Annotated in this window: 16 protein-coding genes; 11 read left to right on the plus strand and 5 right to left on the minus strand. The window is 74.4% G+C overall.

Going from position 1 to position 22080, the window contains the following annotated elements:
- Positions 1 to 562 precede the first annotated feature (562 nt).
- Positions 563 to 958 (plus strand): hypothetical protein, encoded by a 396-nt coding sequence (locus tag ACZ4V6_RS18940; RefSeq protein WP_467828521.1) that lies wholly within the window; start codon positions 563 to 565, stop codon positions 956 to 958.
- A 160-nt stretch (positions 959 to 1118) separates the two neighbouring features.
- On the opposite strand, the gene ACZ4V6_RS18945 is transcribed toward ACZ4V6_RS18940, so the two are convergent.
- The 3 genes from ACZ4V6_RS18945 to ACZ4V6_RS18955 form a co-directional block, all read right to left on the minus strand.
- A complete protein-coding gene (locus ACZ4V6_RS18945; RefSeq protein ID WP_467828523.1) occupies positions 1119 to 2819 on the minus strand; it encodes a hypothetical protein in 1701 nt (566 codons plus the stop codon).
- Between the two features lie 147 nt (positions 2820 to 2966).
- Entirely contained in the window at positions 2967 to 3740 is a 774-nt protein-coding gene (locus ACZ4V6_RS18950; RefSeq protein WP_467828526.1) for an SDR family NAD(P)-dependent oxidoreductase, read from the minus strand.
- Between the two features lie 96 nt (positions 3741 to 3836).
- A complete protein-coding gene (locus tag ACZ4V6_RS18955; protein WP_467828528.1) occupies positions 3837 to 4505 on the minus strand; it encodes an MOSC domain-containing protein in 669 nt (222 codons plus the stop codon).
- A gap of 81 nt (positions 4506 to 4586) precedes the next feature.
- Between ACZ4V6_RS18955 and ACZ4V6_RS18960 the strand changes: the two genes are divergently transcribed.
- Positions 4587 to 5507, plus strand: a complete 921-nt coding sequence (locus tag ACZ4V6_RS18960; protein WP_467828531.1) for a LysR family transcriptional regulator — start codon at positions 4587 to 4589, stop codon at positions 5505 to 5507.
- A 74-nt stretch (positions 5508 to 5581) separates the two neighbouring features.
- Here ACZ4V6_RS18960 and ACZ4V6_RS18965 read toward each other — a convergent pair whose 3' ends face one another.
- Complete coding sequence (locus ACZ4V6_RS18965) at positions 5582 to 5926, minus strand: WhiB family transcriptional regulator (protein ID WP_467828534.1); 345 nt, start codon at positions 5924 to 5926, stop codon at positions 5582 to 5584.
- A 380-nt stretch (positions 5927 to 6306) separates the two neighbouring features.
- Here ACZ4V6_RS18965 and ACZ4V6_RS18970 point away from each other — a divergent pair, with 380 nt between their 5' ends.
- The 4 genes from ACZ4V6_RS18970 (at position 6307) to ACZ4V6_RS18985 (ending at position 10672) form a co-directional block, all read left to right on the plus strand.
- Complete coding sequence (locus ACZ4V6_RS18970) at positions 6307 to 6918, plus strand: response regulator transcription factor (RefSeq protein ID WP_003948568.1); 612 nt, start codon at positions 6307 to 6309, stop codon at positions 6916 to 6918.
- A 280-nt stretch (positions 6919 to 7198) separates the two neighbouring features.
- Positions 7199 to 7786: a sigma-70 family RNA polymerase sigma factor gene (locus tag ACZ4V6_RS18975; RefSeq protein WP_077796710.1), complete on the plus strand. Its 588-nt coding sequence runs from the start codon at positions 7199 to 7201 to the stop codon at positions 7784 to 7786.
- Positions 7787 to 7925: 139 nt separating this feature from the next.
- Positions 7926 to 9431, plus strand: a complete 1506-nt coding sequence (gene guaB / locus ACZ4V6_RS18980) for an IMP dehydrogenase (RefSeq protein ID WP_467828537.1) — start codon at positions 7926 to 7928, stop codon at positions 9429 to 9431.
- A 116-nt stretch (positions 9432 to 9547) separates the two neighbouring features.
- Positions 9548 to 10672 carry a GuaB3 family IMP dehydrogenase-related protein gene (locus ACZ4V6_RS18985; RefSeq protein WP_467828540.1) on the plus strand — a complete coding sequence of 375 codons (1125 nt, stop codon included), beginning with the start codon at positions 9548 to 9550 and terminating at the stop codon, positions 10670 to 10672.
- 68 nt (positions 10673 to 10740) lie between these two features.
- Here ACZ4V6_RS18985 and ACZ4V6_RS18990 read toward each other — a convergent pair whose 3' ends face one another.
- The gene (locus ACZ4V6_RS18990) at positions 10741 to 11949 is read right to left on the minus strand and encodes a nucleotide sugar dehydrogenase (RefSeq protein WP_467828541.1); all 1209 of its coding nucleotides are present in this window, start codon (positions 11947 to 11949) and stop codon (positions 10741 to 10743) included.
- 284 nt (positions 11950 to 12233) lie between these two features.
- On the opposite strand from ACZ4V6_RS18990, the gene ACZ4V6_RS18995 reads away from it, so the two are divergent.
- The 5 genes from ACZ4V6_RS18995 to ACZ4V6_RS19015 all read left to right on the plus strand — a co-directional run bounded on the left by ACZ4V6_RS18995 (position 12234) and on the right by ACZ4V6_RS19015 (position 22056).
- Positions 12234 to 13940 (plus strand): glycerol-3-phosphate dehydrogenase/oxidase, encoded by a 1707-nt coding sequence (locus ACZ4V6_RS18995; RefSeq protein ID WP_467828544.1) that lies wholly within the window; start codon positions 12234 to 12236, stop codon positions 13938 to 13940.
- A gap of 204 nt (positions 13941 to 14144) precedes the next feature.
- Positions 14145 to 16130, plus strand: coding sequence for a serine/threonine-protein kinase (locus tag ACZ4V6_RS19000; protein WP_467828546.1), 1986 nt, complete (start codon positions 14145 to 14147; stop codon positions 16128 to 16130).
- A gap of 168 nt (positions 16131 to 16298) precedes the next feature.
- Positions 16299 to 18884 (plus strand): protein kinase, encoded by a 2586-nt coding sequence (locus ACZ4V6_RS19005; RefSeq protein WP_467828548.1) that lies wholly within the window; start codon positions 16299 to 16301, stop codon positions 18882 to 18884.
- Positions 18885 to 19070: 186 nt separating this feature from the next.
- Positions 19071 to 20786: a serine/threonine-protein kinase gene (locus ACZ4V6_RS19010; RefSeq protein ID WP_467828979.1), complete on the plus strand. Its 1716-nt coding sequence runs from the start codon at positions 19071 to 19073 to the stop codon at positions 20784 to 20786.
- Positions 20787 to 20901: 115 nt separating this feature from the next.
- On the plus strand, positions 20902 to 22056 hold the full coding sequence (locus tag ACZ4V6_RS19015; RefSeq protein WP_467828550.1) for a serine/threonine-protein kinase: 1155 nt from the start codon (positions 20902 to 20904) through the stop codon (positions 22054 to 22056).
- Positions 22057 to 22080 lie beyond the last annotated feature (24 nt).

A 22080-nucleotide genomic window follows, 5' to 3' on the forward strand; every position in this document is an offset into this window, starting at 1 on the left:
CTCCTTCGTCAGCCGTACTGCGCACCAGCAGGGCGCGGGCCGTCGCGCCGGTACCGAGCACACGGACCACGGACCAGGCACCGTTCAGGCGCTGTCCGGGCTGGACGTTGGGGGGATCTGCCTCCGGTCCGCCGGCCCCCTGCGGAGCCGTCGCGTCCAACTCGGCGGCGGCCAGGAGTTCGAGGAACTCGTCGACGGAAGCGAGACGGTCCTGCACGTCCGCCGCGGTGGCCCGGAAGACGAGCGTGTCCAGGGCGGCCGAAACGGAGTCGGAAACGGCGTGGGGACGCAGCCCCTTGCCACTCTGCAGCCGTTCCAGCAACGCGCTGCGGTGATCGGCGGGTGGACGTCCGGTGGACAGGACCACCCGGCCGGCATGCCCTTCCAGCTCCAGCAGATACAGCCCGCCCCGTCCGCCGGTCCGCCGCTCCGGTTCGTCGCAGGGGGCGGCGCCGTGGGGTGTTCGCGCGGTTCCCCGCGCCCGAACCGTGATCAAGGAAGTGGTCCCTCTTCCCGCCCCGCCGTGAATACTGTCCCGAACCGTCGACACTTCGGGATGGACATGACCACCACCAAGCTCCTGGGATCCGCACTCGTCGCCGCGCTCCTGGCCACGGTCACCGCCTGCGGCGCGTCGTCCGGGCCGGACGCCCCGGCGGAGACCACGCCGCCCGCGTCGGGGAACACCGAGGCGCGCCGTTCGGCGGACCCCGAACCGGTCGCCGCGAGCATGCCCGACGTCATCGGCGGCAACGCCGGGCGCGCGCAGGAGCAGATGGGCTCCGAGATCGACATGGCCTTCGAGGACGCGAGCGGACGGAACCGTCCCGTGGACGACCCGGCCGAGTGGAGGATCTGCGCGTCCCGGCCGGTGCCGAACCAGCAGATCACCGACTACCCGGTGGTCTTCGAAGTGATGAGGACCTCGGAGAGCTGCGAGGACGCGTCGCCACAGTGACGTGTCCGGGGCCTTTGGCGTCCCGCCGCCCGTTCTCCGACGGGCACGTCCTCCCCGGACGGACCGCCGGTCCCCGGCGGGGAGCCCGCACGACGGGTGGCCACCGCGGACCGGCCCGTCGCTCTCCCGGCCGGACCGGGCGGGACGTGCGCCACCGGCGTCACAGCAGCCCTCCCAGCGGCAGGACCCGCTCGGCGAGCCGGCCGCGCAGCCTCCCTCCGGCGGTGTCGGCCTCGGTGAGCCAGTCGGCGGCGACCAGTCGTTCGACGTGCCCGGTGACGTCCTCGGGCGGCACGGCGCAGAACGCGGCGACCGCGGTCAGGTCCAGCCCGTCGTCCCCGGCGCCTCCGAGACGGCCGTCGGGGCTGCAGTGGGCGGCGGTGTAGAGGGCGAGGAGCCGGGTGGCGGCGTCCGCCCTCTTCTTGCGCAGCTTCCGGTCGCCCACCACCTTCTGCGCCCAGCCCGAGAGCCTGGCGCGGGTGACCTTGCCGAACGAGAACGGGCGGGGCCCGGTGGGCAGGAGCGCGGGGACGGTGACCGGGGCGGGGTCCTCGGGCCGGGCGGCCAGCACTTCGGCGGCCGTCCCGGGCAGACGCAGCCAGCCGGCGTCGACGAGCCGCTGGAGCACCGGCTCGGCATCGTCCCGCAGCCAGCCGGTGAGGTCCTGTCCGGTGACGTTCCCCACGCCCGCGCGCGCGGCCCGCAGGGTGAGCATGAGCACCGCGAGGCGCGCCTCGGCCCCGGGGCACGGCGCATGGGCCCCGACGTGCTCCAGTACGGCGCGGGCGTGCGCTCCCTGACCCCGGGTCAGCAGAAACTCGACGGCCGGACCGCCGTCGACCGCCGTGACGCCGACGCGGTTCCGGTGCATCTCGAGGGTGGCCTGCACGGCCTTCTCGGCCCGGTGCGCCTCGTCGCGCAGGGAGTCGTCGCCCGTGACGTCGGCCCACAGGGCGAACGCGCGGGCCTTGCGCTCGTGGAGCCCGGCGAGGAGGGCGAGGTCGGGTTCGGGGCGCCGCTGGTAGGCGCGGAAGGCGTCCCCCAGCTCGACGAGCTCCACCCGCAGCGCCTCGGGTCGCAGGTCGGGCGGCACGACCCGCTGTGCGATCTTCCGCCACCGCGTCGTCCTCGTCCGCCGGGACGCTTCCCGGGGCGAGGCGGCCCGGGGGACCGGCGGGCCGGCGGGGGCGGGGACGGACGGGGCGGGGGCGCGGTCGGAGAACACCGCCGCCATCCCCGGGCCCGCCGCCACTCCGGGGCCCGCCGGCTGCCCGCCCGGTGCCGGGACCGGCCCGCCCGTGGGCGACGGCGGGACGGACCGGGGCGGGGGCGGGGCGGTGTCCAGGACCCGGCAGTCGTGGGTGGCGGCCGCGCAGCGTGCGCACACCTCCGCGATGCGCCACAGTCGTCCGGCACGGTCCGCGTACACCGTCAGCACCACCGGCCCCCCGCACCGCACGGTCCCCGCGGCCGGCCGCGCCCCGGCGCGCCGTCCGGCCGGAACGCCGGGGGAGTGCCACGCGCAGTCGGCGGCCCGGCAGCCGCACCAGGCGTCGCCGCGCGGTCCGCCGCCCTCCCGTACCCGGGCCAGATGCCCGTTGACGTGCGCGGTCGCGGCCCTGCGCCCCGCGGAGGCGTCGGACAGACGCTGATCGGCGCAGTCCGGGCCGGAGCACGTGAGCCGGACCGTGCCCGAGGAGGTGCCGCCGTGCGGATCCAGGCGCACCGTCCACACCCGTCCCGCGACGCGCTCCTGCTGCGCGCCGTCCCTCACCGCCCCGTCCGCACGGCGCCCGTCGGCGTTCCGCCCGTCGGCGCCGTCGGCGAACAGCCCGTCCCGGCCGCCGGTGTCCGCGATCACGCGATGCCGTCCTCTCCCCTGCCACGACCTGCGCACGCTGCGGCGCAGACGCCTGGACGTTACGTCGCATCCGTACACCTGGTGAGGGCCGAGCAAGGGCAGACCACACGTTCGGGTGACGGCCTCACCGGGTCGCCCGGTCTTCCCCTACTGCGGCCCGTACTTCCGCCCCGTCCGGGACGAGATCCCGCCCAGCATCCCCCGCGGCACCAGCTTCGCCGCGCCCATCAGCGCCTTGTAGCGCGGGTCGGGGATCGACAGGGACTTGCCGCGGGACAGGTCGGCGAGGGCCGCCGAGACCAGTTTGTCGGCGTCCAGCCACATCCAGTTCGGGATGTTGTCCGTGCCCATGCCGGCCCGCTCGTGGAACTCCGTGCGCACGAAACCGGGGCACAGGGCCATCAGCCGTACGCCGCTGCCGGCCAGGTCCTTCGCCACGCCCTGCGTGAACTGCACGACCCACGCCTTGGACGCGCCGTACGTGCCGCGCGGGACGAAGGCCGCGACCGAGGCCACGTTGACCACGCCGCCGCGGCCCCGTGCCCGCATCGCCTCCGTCGCCGCCGCGGTCAGCCGCAGCACCGCCTCGCAGTGCACCTTGAGCATCGTCAGCTCGTCGGCCATCGAGACCTCGAGGAATCGGCCCTTGTTGCCGAAGCCGGCGTTGTTGATCAGCAGGTCGACGGGGTTCCTGCGGTCGTCCAGCCGGGCGGCCACCGCCTCGATGCCCGTGTCCGTCGCCAGGTCGGCCGTCAGCACCTCGGCCTCGATGCCGTGCCGGTCGTGCAGTTCGGTCGCCTGTTCGCGCAGCCGCTTGGTGTCGCGGGCCACCAGCACCAGGTCGTGCCCGTCGGCCCCCAGCCGCCGCGCGAACGCGGCGCCGATGCCCGCCGTCGATCCCGTAATCAATGCCGTTGTCATGGCGCAAGGTTATGGGGCCGGACCAGGCGGGTCCGTTTCGCTCACCAGGACTGCGGATCGTGAAGGGCGTGTGGAGGGGGCCCTGGTGAGCCCGGGTCAGGCTCCCTGCCGGTCCATGTACTTGCGCGCCGCGGCCAGGGCCTCCGGGTGCAGGGCGTCGCCCGCCGCGAGCAGCCGGGGCAGCAGCTCCCGCTCCGTGGTCACCGCCCGGAACTGAAGCGCCACCGTCACCTCGTGGGCGGGCCGGTGCACGATCTCCACCGGGTCGCCCGCCCGTATCCCGCCGGGCTCGATCACCCGCAGGTACGCGCCCGGCGCGCCCTTGGCCGTGAAGCGCCTCACCCACCGCCGCTCACCCAGGTGGCCCTGGAAGGTCCGGCAGGGGATCCGGCCGCTGGTGACCTCCAGGACCAGGTCGGGGCCGACGCGCCAGCGCTCGCCGATCAGCGCGCCGGAGACGTCCACGCCCGTCGTGGTGAGGTTCTCGCCGAACGAGCCGTGCGGCAGCGGACGGCCCAGCTCGCGCTCCCAGTCGTCCATGTCCTCGCGCGCCACGGCGTACACGGCCTGGTCGACGCCGCCGTGGTGGCGGGTGTCGCACACCGTGTCCCCGGCCAGCCCGCTCGCGCCGGTCCCCTTCGGCCCGGGCGCCGTCACCCGGACGGGTCCGTCGGCCGGACGCTTGTCGATGCCGGTGACGCCGTCGGGCTGGTCGGTGTACGGCACGGCCTTCGGGCGGCCCAGGTTGACTGACAGAAGCCTCATGGACGAACGGTAGGACAGGCCCCGTCAAAGCGGCGACGCATTATTGGGCGTCCGGTCAAAGGGTCGCTTATCCTCGGCGGTGTGATCGAGGCCCGTCATCTCCGCGTCCTGCGCGCCGTGGCATCCACCGGCTCCTTCTCCGCCGCGGGGCGTGAGCTGGGCTGCACCCAGCCCGCCGTCAGCCAGCAGATGAAGGCCCTGGAGGCCTCCGTCGGCACGCCCCTGCTCGTGCGCACCGGCCGCGCGATGCGCCTGACCCAGGCCGGTGAGGCGCTGGTGCGGCACGCCGCCGGGATCCTCGCCGGGCTGACCGCGGCCGAGGAGGAGGTCGCGGCCATCGCGGGCCTGCGGGCCGGGCGGGTCCGCCTCGTCTCCTTCCCCAGCGGCAGCTCCACCCTCGTCCCCACGGCCCTGGCCGCGCTGCGCGCCGCCCACCCCGGCACCCGGGTCTTCCTGGAGGAGGCCGAGCCGCCCAGGTCCGTGGAGCTGCTGCGCGAGGGCGACTGCGACGTGGCGCTCGCCTTCCGCTACGAGGGCGCGGCGGGTGCCGAGGAGTGGGACGACCTGGTCGTCCGGCCGCTGCTGGCCGACCGCCTCGTGGCCCTGGTGCCCGAAAGCCACCGGCTGGCCGGTGGCGGCGCCGGGGCCTCCGTGGCCATCGGGGAGCTGGCCCGGGAGCCGTGGATCGCCGGCTGCCCGCGCTGCCGCGGCCAGCTGGTCGAGGTCTGCGAGGGCGCCGGCTTCACCCCGCGCATCGACTTCGCGACCGACGACTACCCGGCGGTGGTCGGCCTGGTCGGGGCCGGTCTCGGCGTCGCCGTCCTGCCGCAGCTCGCCGTCGAGTCCGTACGGCCCCGGGGCGTGCGCACGGTGGCGCTGGAACCCGAGGTGCGGCGGGAGATCGTCGCGCTGACGCTGCCCGACCTCGCGCAGGTGCCCGCGGTGACGGCGACGCTGGACGAGCTGGCCAGGGCCGCCTCGGGCCAGGCCGCCGCGCGCTGAGCGGAAAGGGCACGCGTGCGCGTGCCCCGGCCGGCTTTCGCCGGTGATCGACGATCTATCGGAAAAACGTTCCTTCAGTGGTGTGCGGCGGCGTCCCCGCCGACCGACACCGTCCCCTGCGCGGACGCCGCCACCAGGCGGTTGCGCGCCCGTCCCATGAGCTCCTCGCGCTCGTCCTCGGTCAGCCCGCCCCACACGCCGTACGGCTCGCGCACCGCCAGTGCGTGCGCCGCGCACTCCGCGCGGACCGGGCACCTCATGCAGACCTCCTTGGCCGAGTTCTCGCGAGCGCTCCGGGCCGCACCGCGCTCGCCCTCCGGATGGAAGAAGAGCGAGCTGTCCACCCCGCGGCAGGCAGCCAGGAGCTGCCAGTCCCACAGGTCCGCGTTCGGTCCGGGAAGGCGGGAGAAATCTGCCATTGCGTGACCCCTTGTAGCCGATCTGGGTGGATTCGGTGTCCACGACCGTACAAGTACGATCTAAGGAGATGAAAATATGACCCATTGCGAATCTAGCCGCAGACACCAGCGAAGCGGAAGAAAAGCGGCCAAATAGGGCATGGCTTGTGATGAAAGGGCGTGGGTCCGCCGCGCATGTCTGCACCGTGAGCACCCCCTCACGTAGAGTGCCGAAGACGACACACAGCCCCGTAACTCTTTCGAGTGACCGTCGTTGAGAGTGCGGAGGCGGTTGAAGGAACAGGTGCTCGGGCGGGCGTCCGGGACGGTCGACCGCACAGGTGAGATTTCGTAACAGCCTGGAGGCTCAACGTGACGCGCATCAGCTGCGGAGGACGGCCATGACTTCCGTCCTCGTCTGCGACGACTCCCCGCTTGCCCGAGAGGCGCTCCGCCGCGCGGTCGCGACCGTGCCCGGCGTCGAGCGCGTGACGACGGCCGCCAACGGCGAGGAAGTCCTCCGCCGCTGGGGCGCCGACCGCTCGGACCTGATTCTGATGGACGTGCGCATGCCCGGCCTGGGCGGCGTCGAGACCGTCCGGCGCCTGCTGTCCGCCGACCCCGGTGCGCGCATCATCATGCTCACCGTCGCCGAGGACCTGGACGGCGTCGCCCTCGCGGTCGCCGCCGGCGCCCGTGGGTACCTGCACAAGGACGCCTCGCGCGCCGAGCTGCGCGCCACCGTCACGCAGGCCCTCGCCGACCCGACCTGGCGGCTCGCCCCGCGCCGGCTGCGCTCGGCCGAGATGGGCGCCGCGCCCACGCTCACCGCGCGGGAGATCCAGGTCCTGGAGGGCATGAGCCACGGCCGGTCCAACGCGGAGATCGGACGCGAGCTGTTCCTCTCCGAGGACACCGTCAAGACGCACGCCCGGCGGCTCTTCAAGAAGCTCGGCGCATCGGACCGGGCACACGCGGTGGCGCTCGGTTTCCGGTGGGGCCTCGTCCGGTAGGGCGTCCCCGTGCGGTGGACGCCCGCGGGGTCCGACGGGGACGCCCGGTTCCCCGCTTACCGCGAGGTGGGCGGGGGTGACAAGCCGACCCGCCGGATGCCCGCTGCTCGTTTCGCCGCGGATGACGCATCCTTGAGGTGTGGAGTTCCTCGGGGACGAGTCGGTCGAGCGGAAGGGGAGGGCGCAGGGGATGGGTTCCGGCGCACCTGCTCATAACGCTTCGGTGCACAACAACGGGCACGGAGCCACGGATCGGACAGCCGCAAGGCACCATGGACCGATGCGTGACGACGAGGCGGCCCCCGGCCAGGGGACGGTCGGTGGGCTCGTGCACCGTGCCGTCGACGGGGACGAGCAGGCCACGCACGACCTGCTCGCCCATGTCCATCCCCTGGCGCTGCGCTACTGCCGGACACGTCTGTCCCGGCTGCCCGGCGACGCCAGGCACTTCGTCGAGGATCTCGCCCAGGAGGTCTGCGTCGCGGTGCTCCTCGCGCTGCCGCGCTACAAGGACACCGGGCGCCCCTTCGAGGCGTTCGTCTTCGCCATCGCCGCCCACAAGGTCGCCGACCTCCAGCGCGCGGCGATGCGGCACCCCGGCTCCACGGCCGTGCCGTCCGACGAGATGCCCGAGCGGCCCGACGACTCGCTCGGGCCGGAGGAGCGGGCGCTGCTGAGCAGCGACGCCGCCTGGGCCAAGAAACTCCTCGCCAACCTGCCCGAGAACCAGCGCGAGCTGCTCCTGCTGCGCATCGCCGTGGGGCTCACGGCCGAGGAGACCGGACAGATGTTGGGAATGTCACCCGGGGCCGTGCGCGTCGCCCAGCACCGGGCGCTGAGCCGTCTGCGGGCCCTGGCGGAGCAGTAGTCCGCCGCGCGGACGGGCGGAGCGGCCGCTTCGTACGAAACCACGAACGCCGCGGGCTCCCATGATCGTGGAATGAGCCACGTCCGGTTCCCGTTAGCATGGACATCCGCACCGATCAAGGCCATTTGGGGAAGGTGTCATGACTGCCAACGTCGACGGAGTGCCCGAGAAATTCGCGACACTCGGGCTGACCTACGACGACGTGCTGCTGCTGCCGGGCCCGTCGGACATGGCACCCGACGAGATCGACACCGCCTCGTACGTCTCCAAGAACGTGCGGGTGAACATCCCGCTGCTGTCCGCGGCCATGGACAAGGTCACCGAATCGCGCATGGCGATCGCGATGGCCCGCCAGGGCGGCGTCGGGGTCCTGCACCGCAACCTGTCCATCGAGGACCAGGCCAACCAGGTCGACCTGGTCAAGCGCTCCGAGTCGGGCATGGTGGCCGACCCGATCACCATCCACCCGGACGCCACCCTCGGCGAGGCCGACGCGCTGTGCGCCAAGTTCCGCATCAGCGGCGTCCCGGTCACCGACGGCAACAAGAAGCTGCTCGGCATCGTCACCAACCGCGACATGGCCTTCGAGACCGACCGCTCCCGTCAGGTGCGCGAGGTCATGACGCCGATGCCGCTGGTCACCGGCAAGGTCGGCATCTCCGGCGCGGACGCCATGGAGCTGCTGCGCCGGCACAAGATCGAGAAGCTGCCGCTGGTCGACGACAACGGCGTCCTCAAGGGCCTGATCACGGTCAAGGACTTCGTCAAGGCCGAGAAGTACCCCAACGCCGCCAAGGACGGCGAGGGCCGGCTGCTGGTCGGCGCCGCGGTCGGCGTCGCCGGTGACGCCTTCGAGCGCGCCCAGGCGCTGATCGAGGCCGGTGTCGACTTCATCGTCGTCGACACCGCGCACGGCCACTCCCGCCTGGTCGGCGACATGGTCGCCAAGATCAAGTCGAACTCCACCGGCGTGGACGTCATCGGCGGCAACATCGCCACCCGCGACGGCGCCAAGGCCCTCATCGACGCCGGCGTGGACGGCATCAAGGTGGGTGTCGGCCCCGGCTCGATCTGCACCACCCGCGTCGTCGCCGGCATCGGCGTCCCTCAGGTCACGGCCATCTACGAGGCGTCGCTCGCCGCCAGGGAGGCCGGCGTCCCGGTCATCGGCGACGGTGGCCTGCAGTACTCCGGCGACATCGCCAAGGCCCTGGTCGCGGGTGCCGACACGGTGATGCTCGGCTCGCTGCTCGCGGGCTGCGAGGAGTCGCCGGGCGAGCTGCTGTTCATCAACGGCAAGCAGTTCAAGTCGTACCGCGGCATGGGCTCGCTGGGCGCCATGCAGACCCGCGGCGACCGCAAGTCGTTCTCCAAGGACCGCTACTTCCAGGAGGGCGTCGCCTCCGACGAGCAGCTGGTCCCCGAGGGCATCGAGGGCCAGGTGCCCTACCGCGGCCCGCTCTCCTCGGTCGTCCACCAGCTGGTCGGCGGCCTGCGCCAGTCGATGTTCTACGTCGGCGGCCGCACCGTGCCCGAGCTCCAGGCGAACGGCCGGTTCGTGCGGATCACCTCCGCCGGCCTCAAGGAGAGCCACCCGCACGACATCCAGATGACGGTCGAGGCGCCGAACTACAGCCGCAAGTAGGCGGAAGGCCTCACCAGGGCGGTCCCGGGCGCGTTCCGGGACCGCCCTCGCCGTGCCCGGAGGGGACATCGGGGATACTGGAAGGCGCTGCAACGCATCAGGGAAAGGCCACAGACGTGACTGAGATCGAGATCGGGCGCGGCAAGCGCGGCCGCCGGGCGTACGCCTTCGACGACATCGCCGTCGTCCCCAGCCGCCGTACGCGGGACCCGAAGGAGGTCTCGATCGCCTGGCAGATCGACGCCTACCGCTTCGAGCTGCCGTTCCTGGCCGCTCCCATGGACTCGGTCGTCTCCCCGGCCACCGCCATCCGCATCGGCGAGCTCGGCGGCCTCGGCGTCCTGAACCTCGAGGGCCTGTGGACGCGGTACGAGGACCCGCAGCCGCTGCTCGACGAGATCGTCGGGCTGGACGCGGACACCGCGACCCGCCGCCTCCAGGAGATCTACGCCGCTCCCATCAAGGAGGAGCTGATCGGGCTGCGCCTCAAGGAGGTCCGCGACTCCGGCGTGGTCACCGCCGCCGCGCTCTCCCCGCAGCGCACCGCCCAGTTCTCCAAGGCGGTCGTGGACGCCGGCGTCGACATCTTCGTCATCCGCGGCACCACGGTCTCGGCGGAGCACGTCTCCGGTTCGCACGAGCCGCTGAACCTGAAGCAGTTCATCTACGAGCTCGACGTCCCCGTCATCGTCGGCGGCTGCGCCACGTACACGGCCGCCCTGCACCTGATGCGCACCGGCGCCGCGGGCGTCCTCGTCGGCTTCGGCGGCGGCGCCGCGCACACGACGCGCAACGTGCTGGGCATCCAGGTCCCGATGGCCACGGCCGTCGCCGACGTGGCCGCCGCCCGCCGCGACTACATGGACGAGTCCGGCGGCCGGTACGTCCACGTCATCGCCGACGGCGGTGTCGGCTGGTCCGGCGACCTGCCCAAGGCCATCGCCTGCGGCGCCGACTCGGTGATGATGGGCTCGCCGCTGGCCCGCGCGACCGACGCGCCGGGCAAGGGCAACCACTGGGGCATGGAGGCCGTCAACGAGGAGCTGCCGCGGGGCAAGAAGGTCGACCTCGGCACGGTCGGCACCATCGAGGAGGTCCTCACCGGCCCGTCCCACACCCCGGACGGCTCGATGAACTTCTTCGGCGCCCTGCGCCGCGCGATGGCCACGACGGGCTACAGCGAGCTGAAGGAGTTCCAGCGCGTGGAGGTCACCGTCGCGGACGCGCAGCACCGGCGGTAGTCACCCGAACGGCGTAGCGAGGGGCCCGGAGCGAGAGCTCCGGGCCCCTTCGCGTGCCCGGGGGCCGCTCAGAGACGGTGCGCCGCACCGGTGGGCGTCGCCCCCCGGGTGTCCAGCAGCAGCTGCGCCTTCACCGACAGGCCCTGGAGGTCGTACGTGCGGTGCTGCTGGAGGAGGATCGTCAGGTCGGCGTCCGCGGCGGCCTCGTACAGGGAGTCGGCGCGGGGGACGGGGCGGTCCAGGACGTTCCAGGACGGGATGTGCGGGTCGTGGTAGCTGACGGCGGCGCCCATCGACATCAGGCGGGTCGCGATCTCCTCGGCCGGGCTGGCCTGCCGGTCGGCGAGGTCGGCCTTGTAGGTGACGCCGAGGAGCAGGACGCGGGCGCCGCGCGCGGACTTGCCGTGCTCGTTGAGGAGGGCGGCGGCACGCTGGACGACGTAGCGGGGCATCTGCTCGTTGACCTGCTGGGCCAGTTCCACCATGCGCAGGCCGCGGGGGGCCCGGCCGGTCAGGTCCTGGGGGACGGAGTGGCCGCCGACGCCGGGGCCGGGGCGGAAGGCCTGGAAGCCGAACGGCTTGGTCTCCGCGCAGCGCAGGACGTCCCACAGGTCGACGCCCAGGTCGTTGCAGAGGACGGCCATCTCGTTGACGAGGGCGATGTTGACGTGCCGGAAGTTGGTCTCCAGGAGCTGGACCGTCTCCGCCTCGCGGGGGCCGCGGGCGCGGACCACCTTGTCGGTGAGGCGGCCGTAGAAGGCGGCCGCCGACTCGGTGCAGGCGGGGGTGAGGCCGCCGATGACCTTCGGCGTGTTGGCCGGCGTGAAGTCGCGGTTGCCCGGGTCGACGCGGCTGGGGGAGTAGGCGAGGTGGAAGTCGCGGCCGGCGCGCAGCCCGGAGCCCTCCTCGAGGAGGGGGCGCAGGAACTCCTCCGTCGTCCCCGGTTCCACGGGCGACTCCAGGATCACCGTGGTGTGGGGGCGCATGTGGGCGGCCAGGGTGCGGGCCGCGGCCTCCACCTGGCCGAGGTCCAGGCCGCCGTCCGGGCCCGGCGGGGTCGGCGCGCAGATGACCGCGGTGCGCACCCGGCCCAGCTCGGCGGGGCCCGCCGGGGTCCGGAAGCCCCCCGAGAGCATCCGGCGCAGTTCGGCGGGGGTCAGGGGCCCGGGCTCGGGTCCGGTCTTGTAGCCGAGCGTGGGGACGCCGGCGGCGACGGCGGCCTGGGCCAGGGGCAGGCCGTACGGGCCGAGTCCGATGACGGCGAGATCTGCGGGCATGGCGTGGGCCGTCCTTCCCAGTAGCCGAAGCGGGACAGGTGTGCAAGCCCGGTGGACCGATGGGGCGAGCACAACGTCAGACTAGGAGTAAATATGACCGATTTGCGGGATTGATCGGTCGAGTCCGGGTGAGTGTCGACGGTGACCGGCGGGGAGGTTGTCCACAGGCTGGGGGCGCGTGGTGGCTGAAGTCGGGCAACCCGGTCAGAATCTGGGCAGGGGGTACACGGAACCGAGCTTCGCCCGACGGGTGCGGCCGACGCGACCGACAGCGGGAGGCAGCAGTGAGGACAGCGACACTGGGGCCGGCGCAGCGTGCCGAGGCACTCGCGGCCATGGCCGAGCGGGAACTGGACGTCCTGGTGGTGGGCGCGGGCGTGGTCGGCGCGGGCACCGCGCTGGACGCCGTGACGCGCGGCCTGTCCACCGGTCTGGTCGAGGCGCGCGACTGGGCGTCGGGCACCTCCAGCAGGTCCAGCAAGCTGATCCACGGCGGCCTGCGCTACCTGGAGATGCTCGACTTCGCCCTCGTCCGGGAGGCGCTGAAGGAACGCGGACTGCTGCTGGAGCGGCTCGCGCCGCACCTGGTGAAGCCGGTGCCGTTCCTGTACCCGCTGCAGCACAAGGGCTGGGAGCGGCTGTACGCCGGATCGGGCGTGGCGCTGTACGACGCGATGTCGATGGCCCGCGGACACGGCCGGGGCCTGCCCCGGCACCGGCACCTGAGCAGGCGTCACGCGCTGCGCGTCGCGCCCGCCTTGAAGAAGGACGCGCTGGTCGGCGCGCTCCAGTACTACGACGCCCAGATGGACGACGCCCGGTTCGTGACCACGCTGGTGCGCACGGCCGCGGCGTACGGCGCCCAGGTCGCCAACCGGGCGCGCGTGACCGGCTTCCTGCGCGAGGGCGAACGCGTGGTCGGCGCGCGCGTGCAGGACGTCGAAGGGGGCGGCGAGTACGAGATCCGCGCCAAGCAGGTGGTGAACGCCACCGGTGTGTGGACCGACGACACCCAGTCGCTGGTGGGCGAGCGGGGCCGGTTCCACGTCCGGGCGTCCAAGGGCATCCACCTGGTCGTGCCCAAGGACCGCATCCACTCCACCACCGGACTGATCCTGCGCACCGAGAAGTCCGTGCTGTTCGTCATCCCCTGGGGTCGGCACTGGATCATCGGGACCACCGACACCGACTGGGACCTCGACAAGGCCCATCCGGCCGCCTCCAGCGCGGACATCGACTACCTGCTGGAACACGTCAACTCGGTGCTGTCCGTGCCGCTCACGCGCGACGACGTCGAGGGGGTGTACGCCGGACTGCGCCCGCTGCTGGCCGGCGAGTCGGACGCCACCAGCAAGCTGTCGCGCGAGCACACCGTCGCCCACCCGGTGCCGGGGCTGGTCGTCGTGGCGGGCGGCAAGTACACGACGTACCGCGTGATGGCCAAGGACGCCGTGGACGAGGCGGTGCACGGGCTGGACGTGCGGGTCGCCGACTGCGTCACCGAGGAGACGCCGCTGCTCGGTGCCGAGGGCTACCACGCGCTGTGGAACGCGCGGGCGCGGATCGCCGCGCGCACCGGACTGCACGTGGTGCGCGTGGAGCACCTGCTCAACCGGTACGGCGCCCTGGCGGAGGAGCTGCTGGCGCTCGTCACCGCCGACCCCTCGCTCGGCGAGCCCCTGCACGCCGCCGACGACTACCTGCGCGCCGAGGTCGTCTACGCCGCCTCGCACGAGGGCGCGCGGCACCTGGACGACGTACTGACCCGGCGCACCCGCATCTCCATCGAGACCTTCGACCGGGGAACCCGCAGCGCCCGCGAGGCCGCCGAGCTGATGGCGCCGGTCCTGGGCTGGGGCGAGGACCAGATCGAACGCGAGGTCCAGCACTACGAGAAGCGGGTCGAGGCCGAGCGGGAGTCGCAGCGCCAGCCGGACGACCTGACGGCCGACGCGGCCCGGCTCGGGGCGCCCGACATCGTGCCGCGGTAGGCGGGCACCGGGCGCGCCGGCGCGGGGCCGGCACACCGCGCGGCGCGTTCCCGCGCCTTCCGCGCGGGCCTGCGGAACGCGCCGTTCCCCGGGTCCCGCGCCGTGCCGGGCCGGGGCGCGGCGCGAGAGGCACCCTGGGCGTCGGGCACTTGTCGGGTGAGAGACAATGAAGGCTCTGTCAGGGCGGGTTGCATGAGGGGACGCATGTCGGAGGCGGAGCGGGCGGGGACACCCCGTACGGACAAGAGCGCACGTCTCCTCGCCGGGCGGTACCGGCTGGGAGACGTGCTCGGCCGCGGCGGCATGGGGACGGTGTGGCGCGCCGAGGACGAGACCCTGGGACGCACGGTCGCCGTCAAGGAGCTGCGGTTCCCGGGCAACATCGACGAGGAGGAGAAGCGCCGCCTGATCACGCGCACGCTGCGCGAGGCCAAGGCGATCGCGCGGATCCGCAACAACAGCGCCGTGACGGTCTACGACGTGGTCGAGGAGGACGACCGGCCGTGGATCGTGATGGAACTCGTCGAGGGCAAGTCGCTCGCCGAGGTCATCCGGGAGGACGGCCTGCTGGAGCCGAAGCGCGCCGCCGAGGTGGGCCTCGCCGTCCTCGACGTGCTGCGCTCCGCGCACCGCGAGGGCATCCTGCACCGTGACGTGAAGCCGTCCAACGTCCTGATCTCCGAGGACGGCCGGGTCGTGCTCACCGACTTCGGCATCGCCCAGGTCGAGGGCGACCCGTCCATCACCTCCACCGGCATGCTCGTCGGCGCCCCCTCCTACATCTCCCCGGAGCGCGCCCGCGGCCACAAGCCCGGACCGGCCGCCGACCTGTGGTCCCTCGGCGGCCTGCTGTACGCGGCGGTGGAGGGCACCCCGCCCTACGACAAGGGCTCCGCCATCGCGACGCTCACCGCGGTGATGACGGAGAACCTGGAGGAGCCGAAGAACGCCGGGCCGCTGCGGGACGTCATCTACGGGCTGCTCACCAAGGACCCCGCCCAGCGGCTCGACGACGCGGGCGCCCGCGCGATGCTCAACAAGGTCATCCACGCGCCCGCGGCCCGCGCCGGCGAGGCGGAGCCGCTGGACGCCACCAAGGTCGTACCGCTGCCGGCGCAGCTGGACGAGCACACCCGGCGGAGCGGCCCGGCGGGCGGCGCGGGCAAGCGGGAGGAGGCCGGGGAGCGGCTGCGCGGGGCACTGCGCTCCGTGCGGAAGGCCGGCGCGGGTGCGGCGGGCGCCGCGGCCGCGACCCGCACCGGGCCGGACGGCGGCCGGAGCCGGACGGGCTCCGCCGGGGCGGCGCCCGCCCCGGCCCGGGCGACGGCCTCCGGCGCCGGTGCCGGCGGGAGTGCGGGTGTGCCGAACGCCGGCGCGGGAGCCCGGGGTTCCGGCTGGCCCGTCGTACCGCCGCCGGACCTGCCGCCCCGGCCCGTGCCCCGCGCGCCGCTCACCGACGTGGTGCCGAAGCGGACGCTCGTGATCATCGCGGTGATCGTCGCCCTCGCCGTCCTCGGCACCGTGCTCGCCCTCACCCTCGGAGGCGACGACGACGCGGCCAAGGGCACGGCCGGCGGCGCCGCGACCGCCGCCACCACCTCCGTGAGCGGGGACACCGGGCAGGACGGGACCGGAGGGCCCAGCACCGACGGCTCCGCCTCGGGACCGGCGACGGGCACCTCCACGGACCCCGCGGGCAGCCCCGGCGCGAGCGCCTCCGGCGACGCCGGGACCGACGCGGGCGAGGACGGGGACGGGGACGCGGCCGTCACCCACCGGGGCGGGCAGGGGTACTCCATCGGGCTCCCCGAGGGGTGGAAGTTCCGGTCCTCGGGCGCCGCCGGCGACCGGTTCACCGGGCCCGACGGACAGAAGCTGCTGGTCGCCTGGACGTCCACGCCCAAGGACGACCCGGTCGCGGACTGGAAGAACCAGGAGCGGTCCATGGTCCGCCCGCAGTACAAGAAGATCCGCATCGAGAAGGTGGACTACCGCGGCTGGAACACGGCCGACTGGGAGTTCACCTACACGGACGACGGCACCGGGTACCGGACGATCGACCGGGGGTTCGTCGTCGACGACCACCAGGGCTACGCGCTCATGTACACGGCGAAGGCCGCCGACTGGGGCAGTGACCAGCGCCGGGACACCTGGCGGACGCTGACGAAGACCTTCACGCCCAAGTCCTGAGCCCGGCGGGCCCGGGTTCGAGCGGTCCGGGATCCGGCATCCCCTCTTTGCGGGTTGCCTCCGGCACGTATCGTGAGTGGTTGCGGACCGTACGCAGCAGGAACGGGCCGCCAGGCGAACGGAATTGACCGACCGGCACCGACCGGCCGGGCTGCCGGGGGAGGCAACGTGGACGACTACGCGGGACGGGTGCTCGCCGACCGCTACCGCCTGCCGCTGCCCCCGTCCGACGAGTACGAACCGACCGAGAGCCGGGCCTTCGACACCTACAGCGGCCAGGAGGTCCTGGTCCGGCAGGTGCCGTTGCCGGAGGTCGTCGAGGCGGAGGTGCTCGACGCGGACGGCCTGCCCGACGGTTTCACGGGCCGGGACGGCGGCGCCCGCCACCCCGGCCCGCGGCCCCAGGCGTCCCGTGGCGGCCCGAGGCGACCGGCCGACCCGGTGGTACGGCGTGCCGTCGAGGCCGCGCAGGCCGCGGCCGCCGTTCCCGACCACCCCCGACTGGACCAGGTCTTCGACGTCTTCGCCGAGGGCGGCTCGCTGTGGATCGTCAGCGAGCTGGTGGCCGCCAGGCCCCTGGCCGCCCTGCTCGCCGAGCAGCCGCTGACCCCGTACCGGGCGGCCGAGGTCGCCTCCGACGTCCTCATGGCGCTGCGGGTGCTGCACGGCTACGGCTGGGTGCACCGGAACATCACCGCACGCACGGTGCTGGTCTGCGACGACGGCCGCGTGATGCTGACCGGCCTGGCGGTGGGGGCGGCGGAGGAAGCGCTGTGCGGCTACGACCCGGTGCCCGCCCCGGAGGACGACGGGGACGCCCCGGAGGCCGGTGCCGGCGCCTCCGGCCCCGGTGGGACGCGTGGCGGGGCCGGGACGCCGGACACCGGCCTTCCCGGTCCCGCGACCGGGATGTCCGGCGGCGGTCGCGCGACCGGCGTCTCGGGCCCCGGCGGCGGTCGCGCGACCGGCGTCTCCGGCCCCGGCGGTGCCGATCCCGAGGCCGCCCGGCGGGCCGCCATCGAGGCGCGCAACGAGCGCGGACTGCCGGCGACCGGCCCGGAGGGCCCCCGCGGGCTCCCCGCCGGCTTCACCCCCGCGCCGCGCGACGCCGAGGGCGACGTCCGCGCCGCCCGCGCCGGGGCCATCGCCGCCTACCGCGCGGGCGCCCGCGCCGCGGCCCGCGTCCAGGAGGCGCAGAACGGCCACGCGGCCCTGCCCGGCGCCCGCCCCGCCCCCGACGACGGCACCCCCGGGCACGGCGGCACACCCGCGCCGCCGGGACGGATCACCGACCCCTACGGCGTCCGTACGGCGGCCCCCTGGCACGGCGCCACGCCCCGCACGGCCGGCGATCAGGCGGGCGCCGCCGTCCCCGCGCCGGCCGGCGACCGCACCGCCCTGCCCCCCGCCCCGCGTCAGGAGGCCGCCCCCGCCCCGGCCACCGGGGGCTGGGACGATCAGGACGCCCGCACCCCCGCGCGGCGCGGACCGGGCACCGCACTCGCCGCCGAACGGGCACGGCAGGCCCGGATGGCCGTGGTCGGGCCCGTGACCGAGCGCTGGGCCCCGGAGCAGGCCGGGCCGGTGCACGAGAACTGGCAGCTGGCGGCGCCCATCGGCCCCGCCACCGACCTCTGGGCGCTGGGCGCGCTGCTCTTCCGCGCCGTGCAGGGGCACGCGCCCTACCCGGAGGAGTCGACCGCCGAGCTGGTGCAGATCGTGTGCGCGGAGCCGCCGGCGTTCGCCGAGGAGTGCGGACCGCTGCGGCCGGTCGTGGAGTCGTTGCTGCGTCAGGACCCCACCGAGCGCATCGACTTCGAGGAACTGAGCGGCTGGCTGCGCTCCCTGGTGCGTTCGGCGCCCGAACCGGAGGCCGGACTGCACGTCGTCGCGGCCCCGCCCGTCGACGCCGGCCGGCTGCCCATCGTGCGCCGCCGGGGCGAACTGGTGCGCAGGCGGCGCGCCGGGCTGCCCGTCCACCACGGACGGCACAAGAGGGGCCGGCGGGAACCGGACCGCTCACCGCGCAGCCTCGGCCGGACACTGCTCCTGCTGATACTGCTCGCCCTGGCCGGGGCGGTCGCGTACGCCGTGTTCTTCATGCCGAAGAGCGGCACCGACGGCGCCGGCACCCCCGGACGGTCGGGCGCGGCCGCCGAGACGGGCCGGACGCCGTCCGGCGGGTCCCCCGAGGCCGACGGCGAACCGCGGCCCGAACAGCCGTCCCCGGACGGCGGATCCGGCCCCTCGGAGTCGGCCGGGTCCGCCGAGACGCAGACCACCGGGCCCGACGTCGCCGACGGGTTCGCGCTGCGCAAGGACCCGGAGGGGTTCCAGGTCGCCGTCGCCGAGGGCTGGACCCGCACGCCGCGCAACGGCAGCGGCCAGGTCGTCTACGCCAAGGGCGACTTCGAGCTCGTCGTCGTGCCCGGACGGGACGGCTCCGGCGAGTTCGGCACCGACCCGATGACCTACCAGCGCGACGGGGAGCCCGAGCTGGCGCCGTACCGCGCCTCCAGCTGGGCCACCGCGGGCGGACTGAAGACCATCGAGGTGGGCGGACGGACCATGGCCGAGGGGCAGTTCACCTGGACCGGCGCCGACGGGGGCGAGCTGTACGTGCGCAATGTCGCGATGCTGATCGACGGGCGCTACCACGTGGTGCAGGTGCGCGGCCCGGAGACGGAGCGCGACGAGGTGACCCGGCTGTACGAGCAGGCGTCGGCGACGTACCGGTACACGGGCCGACGGTAGTCGGGGCGGACGGGGGACCGCGCGAGCGTCCGCCGGACGACGTGGTGACCGTCCCGATGGTTGCCTCCGGACGCGGGAAGCGACAACCGTCACAGAGTGGTCTTCAGGCCACCCCACCCGTTCCCCGAACGGGGTCCGGTCCCTAGTCTGACCTTGACAAGACCATTGCGGGGCAACGTGAATCAGATGCAGGGCCGGCTCGTCGCGGGCCGTTACCGGCTCGGCGAGTCCATCGGCAGCGGCGGCATGGGGCGGGTGTGGCGCGCTCACGACGAGATACTCCACCGGGCCGTCGCCATCAAGGAGTTGACCGCCGCGCACTACGTCTCCGAGAGCGACCAGGCCATCCTGCTGGCGCGCACCCGGAGCGAGGCGCGCGCGGCGGCGCGGATCAACCACTCGGCCGTCGTCACCGTGCACGACGTCCTCGAGCACGACGGCCGGCCGTGGATCGTGATGGAGCTGGTCGAGGGCCGCTCACTGGCCGACGCGGTCAAGGACGACGGGCGCGTCGAGCCGCGGGAGGCGGCCCGTGTCGGCCTGTGGGTGCTGCGCGCCCTGCGCGCCGCGCACACCGCCGGGGTCCTGCACCGCGACGTCAAGCCCGGCAACGTCCTGCTCGCCGACGACGGGCGGGTGCTGCTCACCGACTTCGGCATCGCGCAGATCGAGGGCGACAGCACCATCACCCGCACCGGCGAGGTCGTCGGCTCCGTGGACTACCTGGCGCCGGAGCGGGTGCGCGGCCACGACCCGGGTCCCGCCTCCGACCTCTGGGCGCTCGGCGCGACGCTGTACACGGCGGTGGAGGGCAGGTCGCCGTTCCGCCGCACCTCGCCGCTGTCCACGATGCAGGCGGTCGTCGAGGAAGAGGCCTCCGAGCCCCTGAACGCCGGCCCGCTCGCGCCCGTCATCAGCGCCCTGCTGCGCAAGGACCCGGCCGGACGGCCCGGTGTGACCGAGACCGAGCAGCTGCTCGCCGAGGCGGCCGAGGGACGGCGCCCGAACGCGGCCCAGGCGTACGTCCCGACGCAGTACTCGGGCACCGGGCACGTGCCGTCCCCGGCCCACCCGGGACCGGCGGGCACGGCCGGGCGGACGCCGTATCCGCCGGTGACCGGCCCGACGGCCGTCGGCCACCCGGCGGCGGGCGCCGGTGCGCCGGCCATGGGGTACCCGCCCGCCGCTCCCGCGGGCGGTGCTCCCGCACGTCCCCGGCGCCGCCTGCGGACGCTCGCCCTGGTGGTCGCCGTCGCCGCCCTGGTCGGCGGCGGCACCGCCGTGCTGCTCCAGGCGTCGGACAAGGGACGGGGAACGGACCAGGGGGCCGCCGTCACCCGGACGCCCGCCCCGTCCGCCTCCGGTTCTCCTTCCGCGTCCGGCTCCCCCTCCGGCTCCTCCTCCGCGGACGGGGGCCCCACGGGATCCGTCCCGGCCGACTGGGTCCGTCACGACGACCCGCTGGGTTTCAGCCTCTCCCTGCCCCCGGGCTGGGAGCGGGAGGAGCTCGCGGGCAGCGGTGATCTGCGGCAGGTCGACTACAGCCCCGACGGCGGCGAGCACTTCGTCCGCATCGCCGTCGACACCGCGCCCGACTTCGACGACCCGTACGCCCACCAGCTCGACCTGGAGCAGCAGCTCCAACGGCTCGTCGACTACCGGCGCCTGACGCTGGAGCACTCCACGTACCGCGACCGCGACAGCGCCCGGTGGGAGTACACCTGGACGGCACTGGCAAAGGACACGCCCTTCCCCGGCCCGCGGCGCGCCGTCGAGGAGATGTACATGTCCCGGGACGGCGCCGAGTACGCCCTCTACATGTCCGCCCCCGCCGAGGACTGGGCGGCCACGGGCGAACACTTCGCGTACGTGCTGCGGAGCTGGCAGGAGAAGACGGCCTGACCGGCGCCCCGCGCGTGCCGGGACCCTGCCGGTGGCGCCGGTGCGCCCGTCGGTTGTCGGCCACCCGCCGCCCGGCGGTCCGGAGCCGACACGTTCGGTGGGGCATCATGGACGCATGGTGACCCAGGGGTCGGGCGGGCGTGTCATCGCCGGCCGTTACCGTCTCCACGAGCGGCTCGGCGCCGGCGGCATGGGCATCGTGTGGCGGGCGACCGACCAGCTGCTGGGCCGTCAGGTGGCCGTCAAAGCGCTCCCGCGCGACGAGACCCTCTCCGCGGCGGAGGCCCGGCGGCGCCGCGAGCGCACCCTGCGGGAGGCCCGCGCGGTCGCGCGGCTGCGGCATCCGCACGTCATCGTCGTCCACGACGTCGTCGAGGACGACGAACGCGCCTACATGGTCATGGAGTTCGTCGGCGACGGTTCGCTCGCCGACCGCGTCCGCGACCACGGCCCCGTCGACGCCCCCGAGGCCGCCCGGATCGGCGTCGCCCTGCTCGGCGCCCTGCGCACCGCGCACGCGGCCGGGATCCTGCACCGGGACGTGAAGCCGTCCAACGTGCTGGTCGCCGAGGACGGCCGGGTCGTCCTCACCGACTTCGGCGTCGCCCAGGTCGCGGGCGCCACCACGCTCACCGAGACCGGATCCTTCGTCGGCTCGCCCGAGTACACCGCCCCCGAACGGATGTCCGGCGCCGGGACCGGACCGGAGTCCGACCTGTGGTCGCTCGGCGTGCTGCTGTGCGCGGTCCTCAGCGGCGAGTCACCCTTCCACCGCGACTCGCTGGGCGGCGTCCTGCACGCCGTGGTCTGGGAGGAGATCCGCCCGCCCGCGCAGGCCGCGCCGATCCTGCCCGTCGTGCGGGGCCTGCTGGAACGCGACCCGGCACGCCGCCTGGACGCCGCCGAGGCGGAACGGATGCTGCGCGCCTTCCTCGCCACGGGCCGTACGCCCGCGTCGTCCCGCACCGGTCAGCCGCGGTACTCCACGCGCGGCGTGCTCCTGGCGGTGCTCCTGGTCGCCGCGGCGGCCGGCGCGGGCATCTCGGCGGCGGCGCTGCTCGCGGACGGCGGCGACGACGGCGGCGGGGGCGGCACGCCGACGACGTCCGCGCCCGGGACACCACCGGCGGCGCCCCCGTCCGCCTCGTCCCCGGGGGCCGGGTCCGTGCCCTCCTCCGACGCCCCCGGCGGATCCCCGAAGATGCCGACCGCCACGGTCACCGTGACCCGCCCGGCATCCGTCCCCGCGACCGCGAACACACCCAAATAGGGGATACGTGCCAGGACGCGTCAC

It is taken from the genome of Streptomyces sp. NPDC029152 (assembly GCF_055564355.1).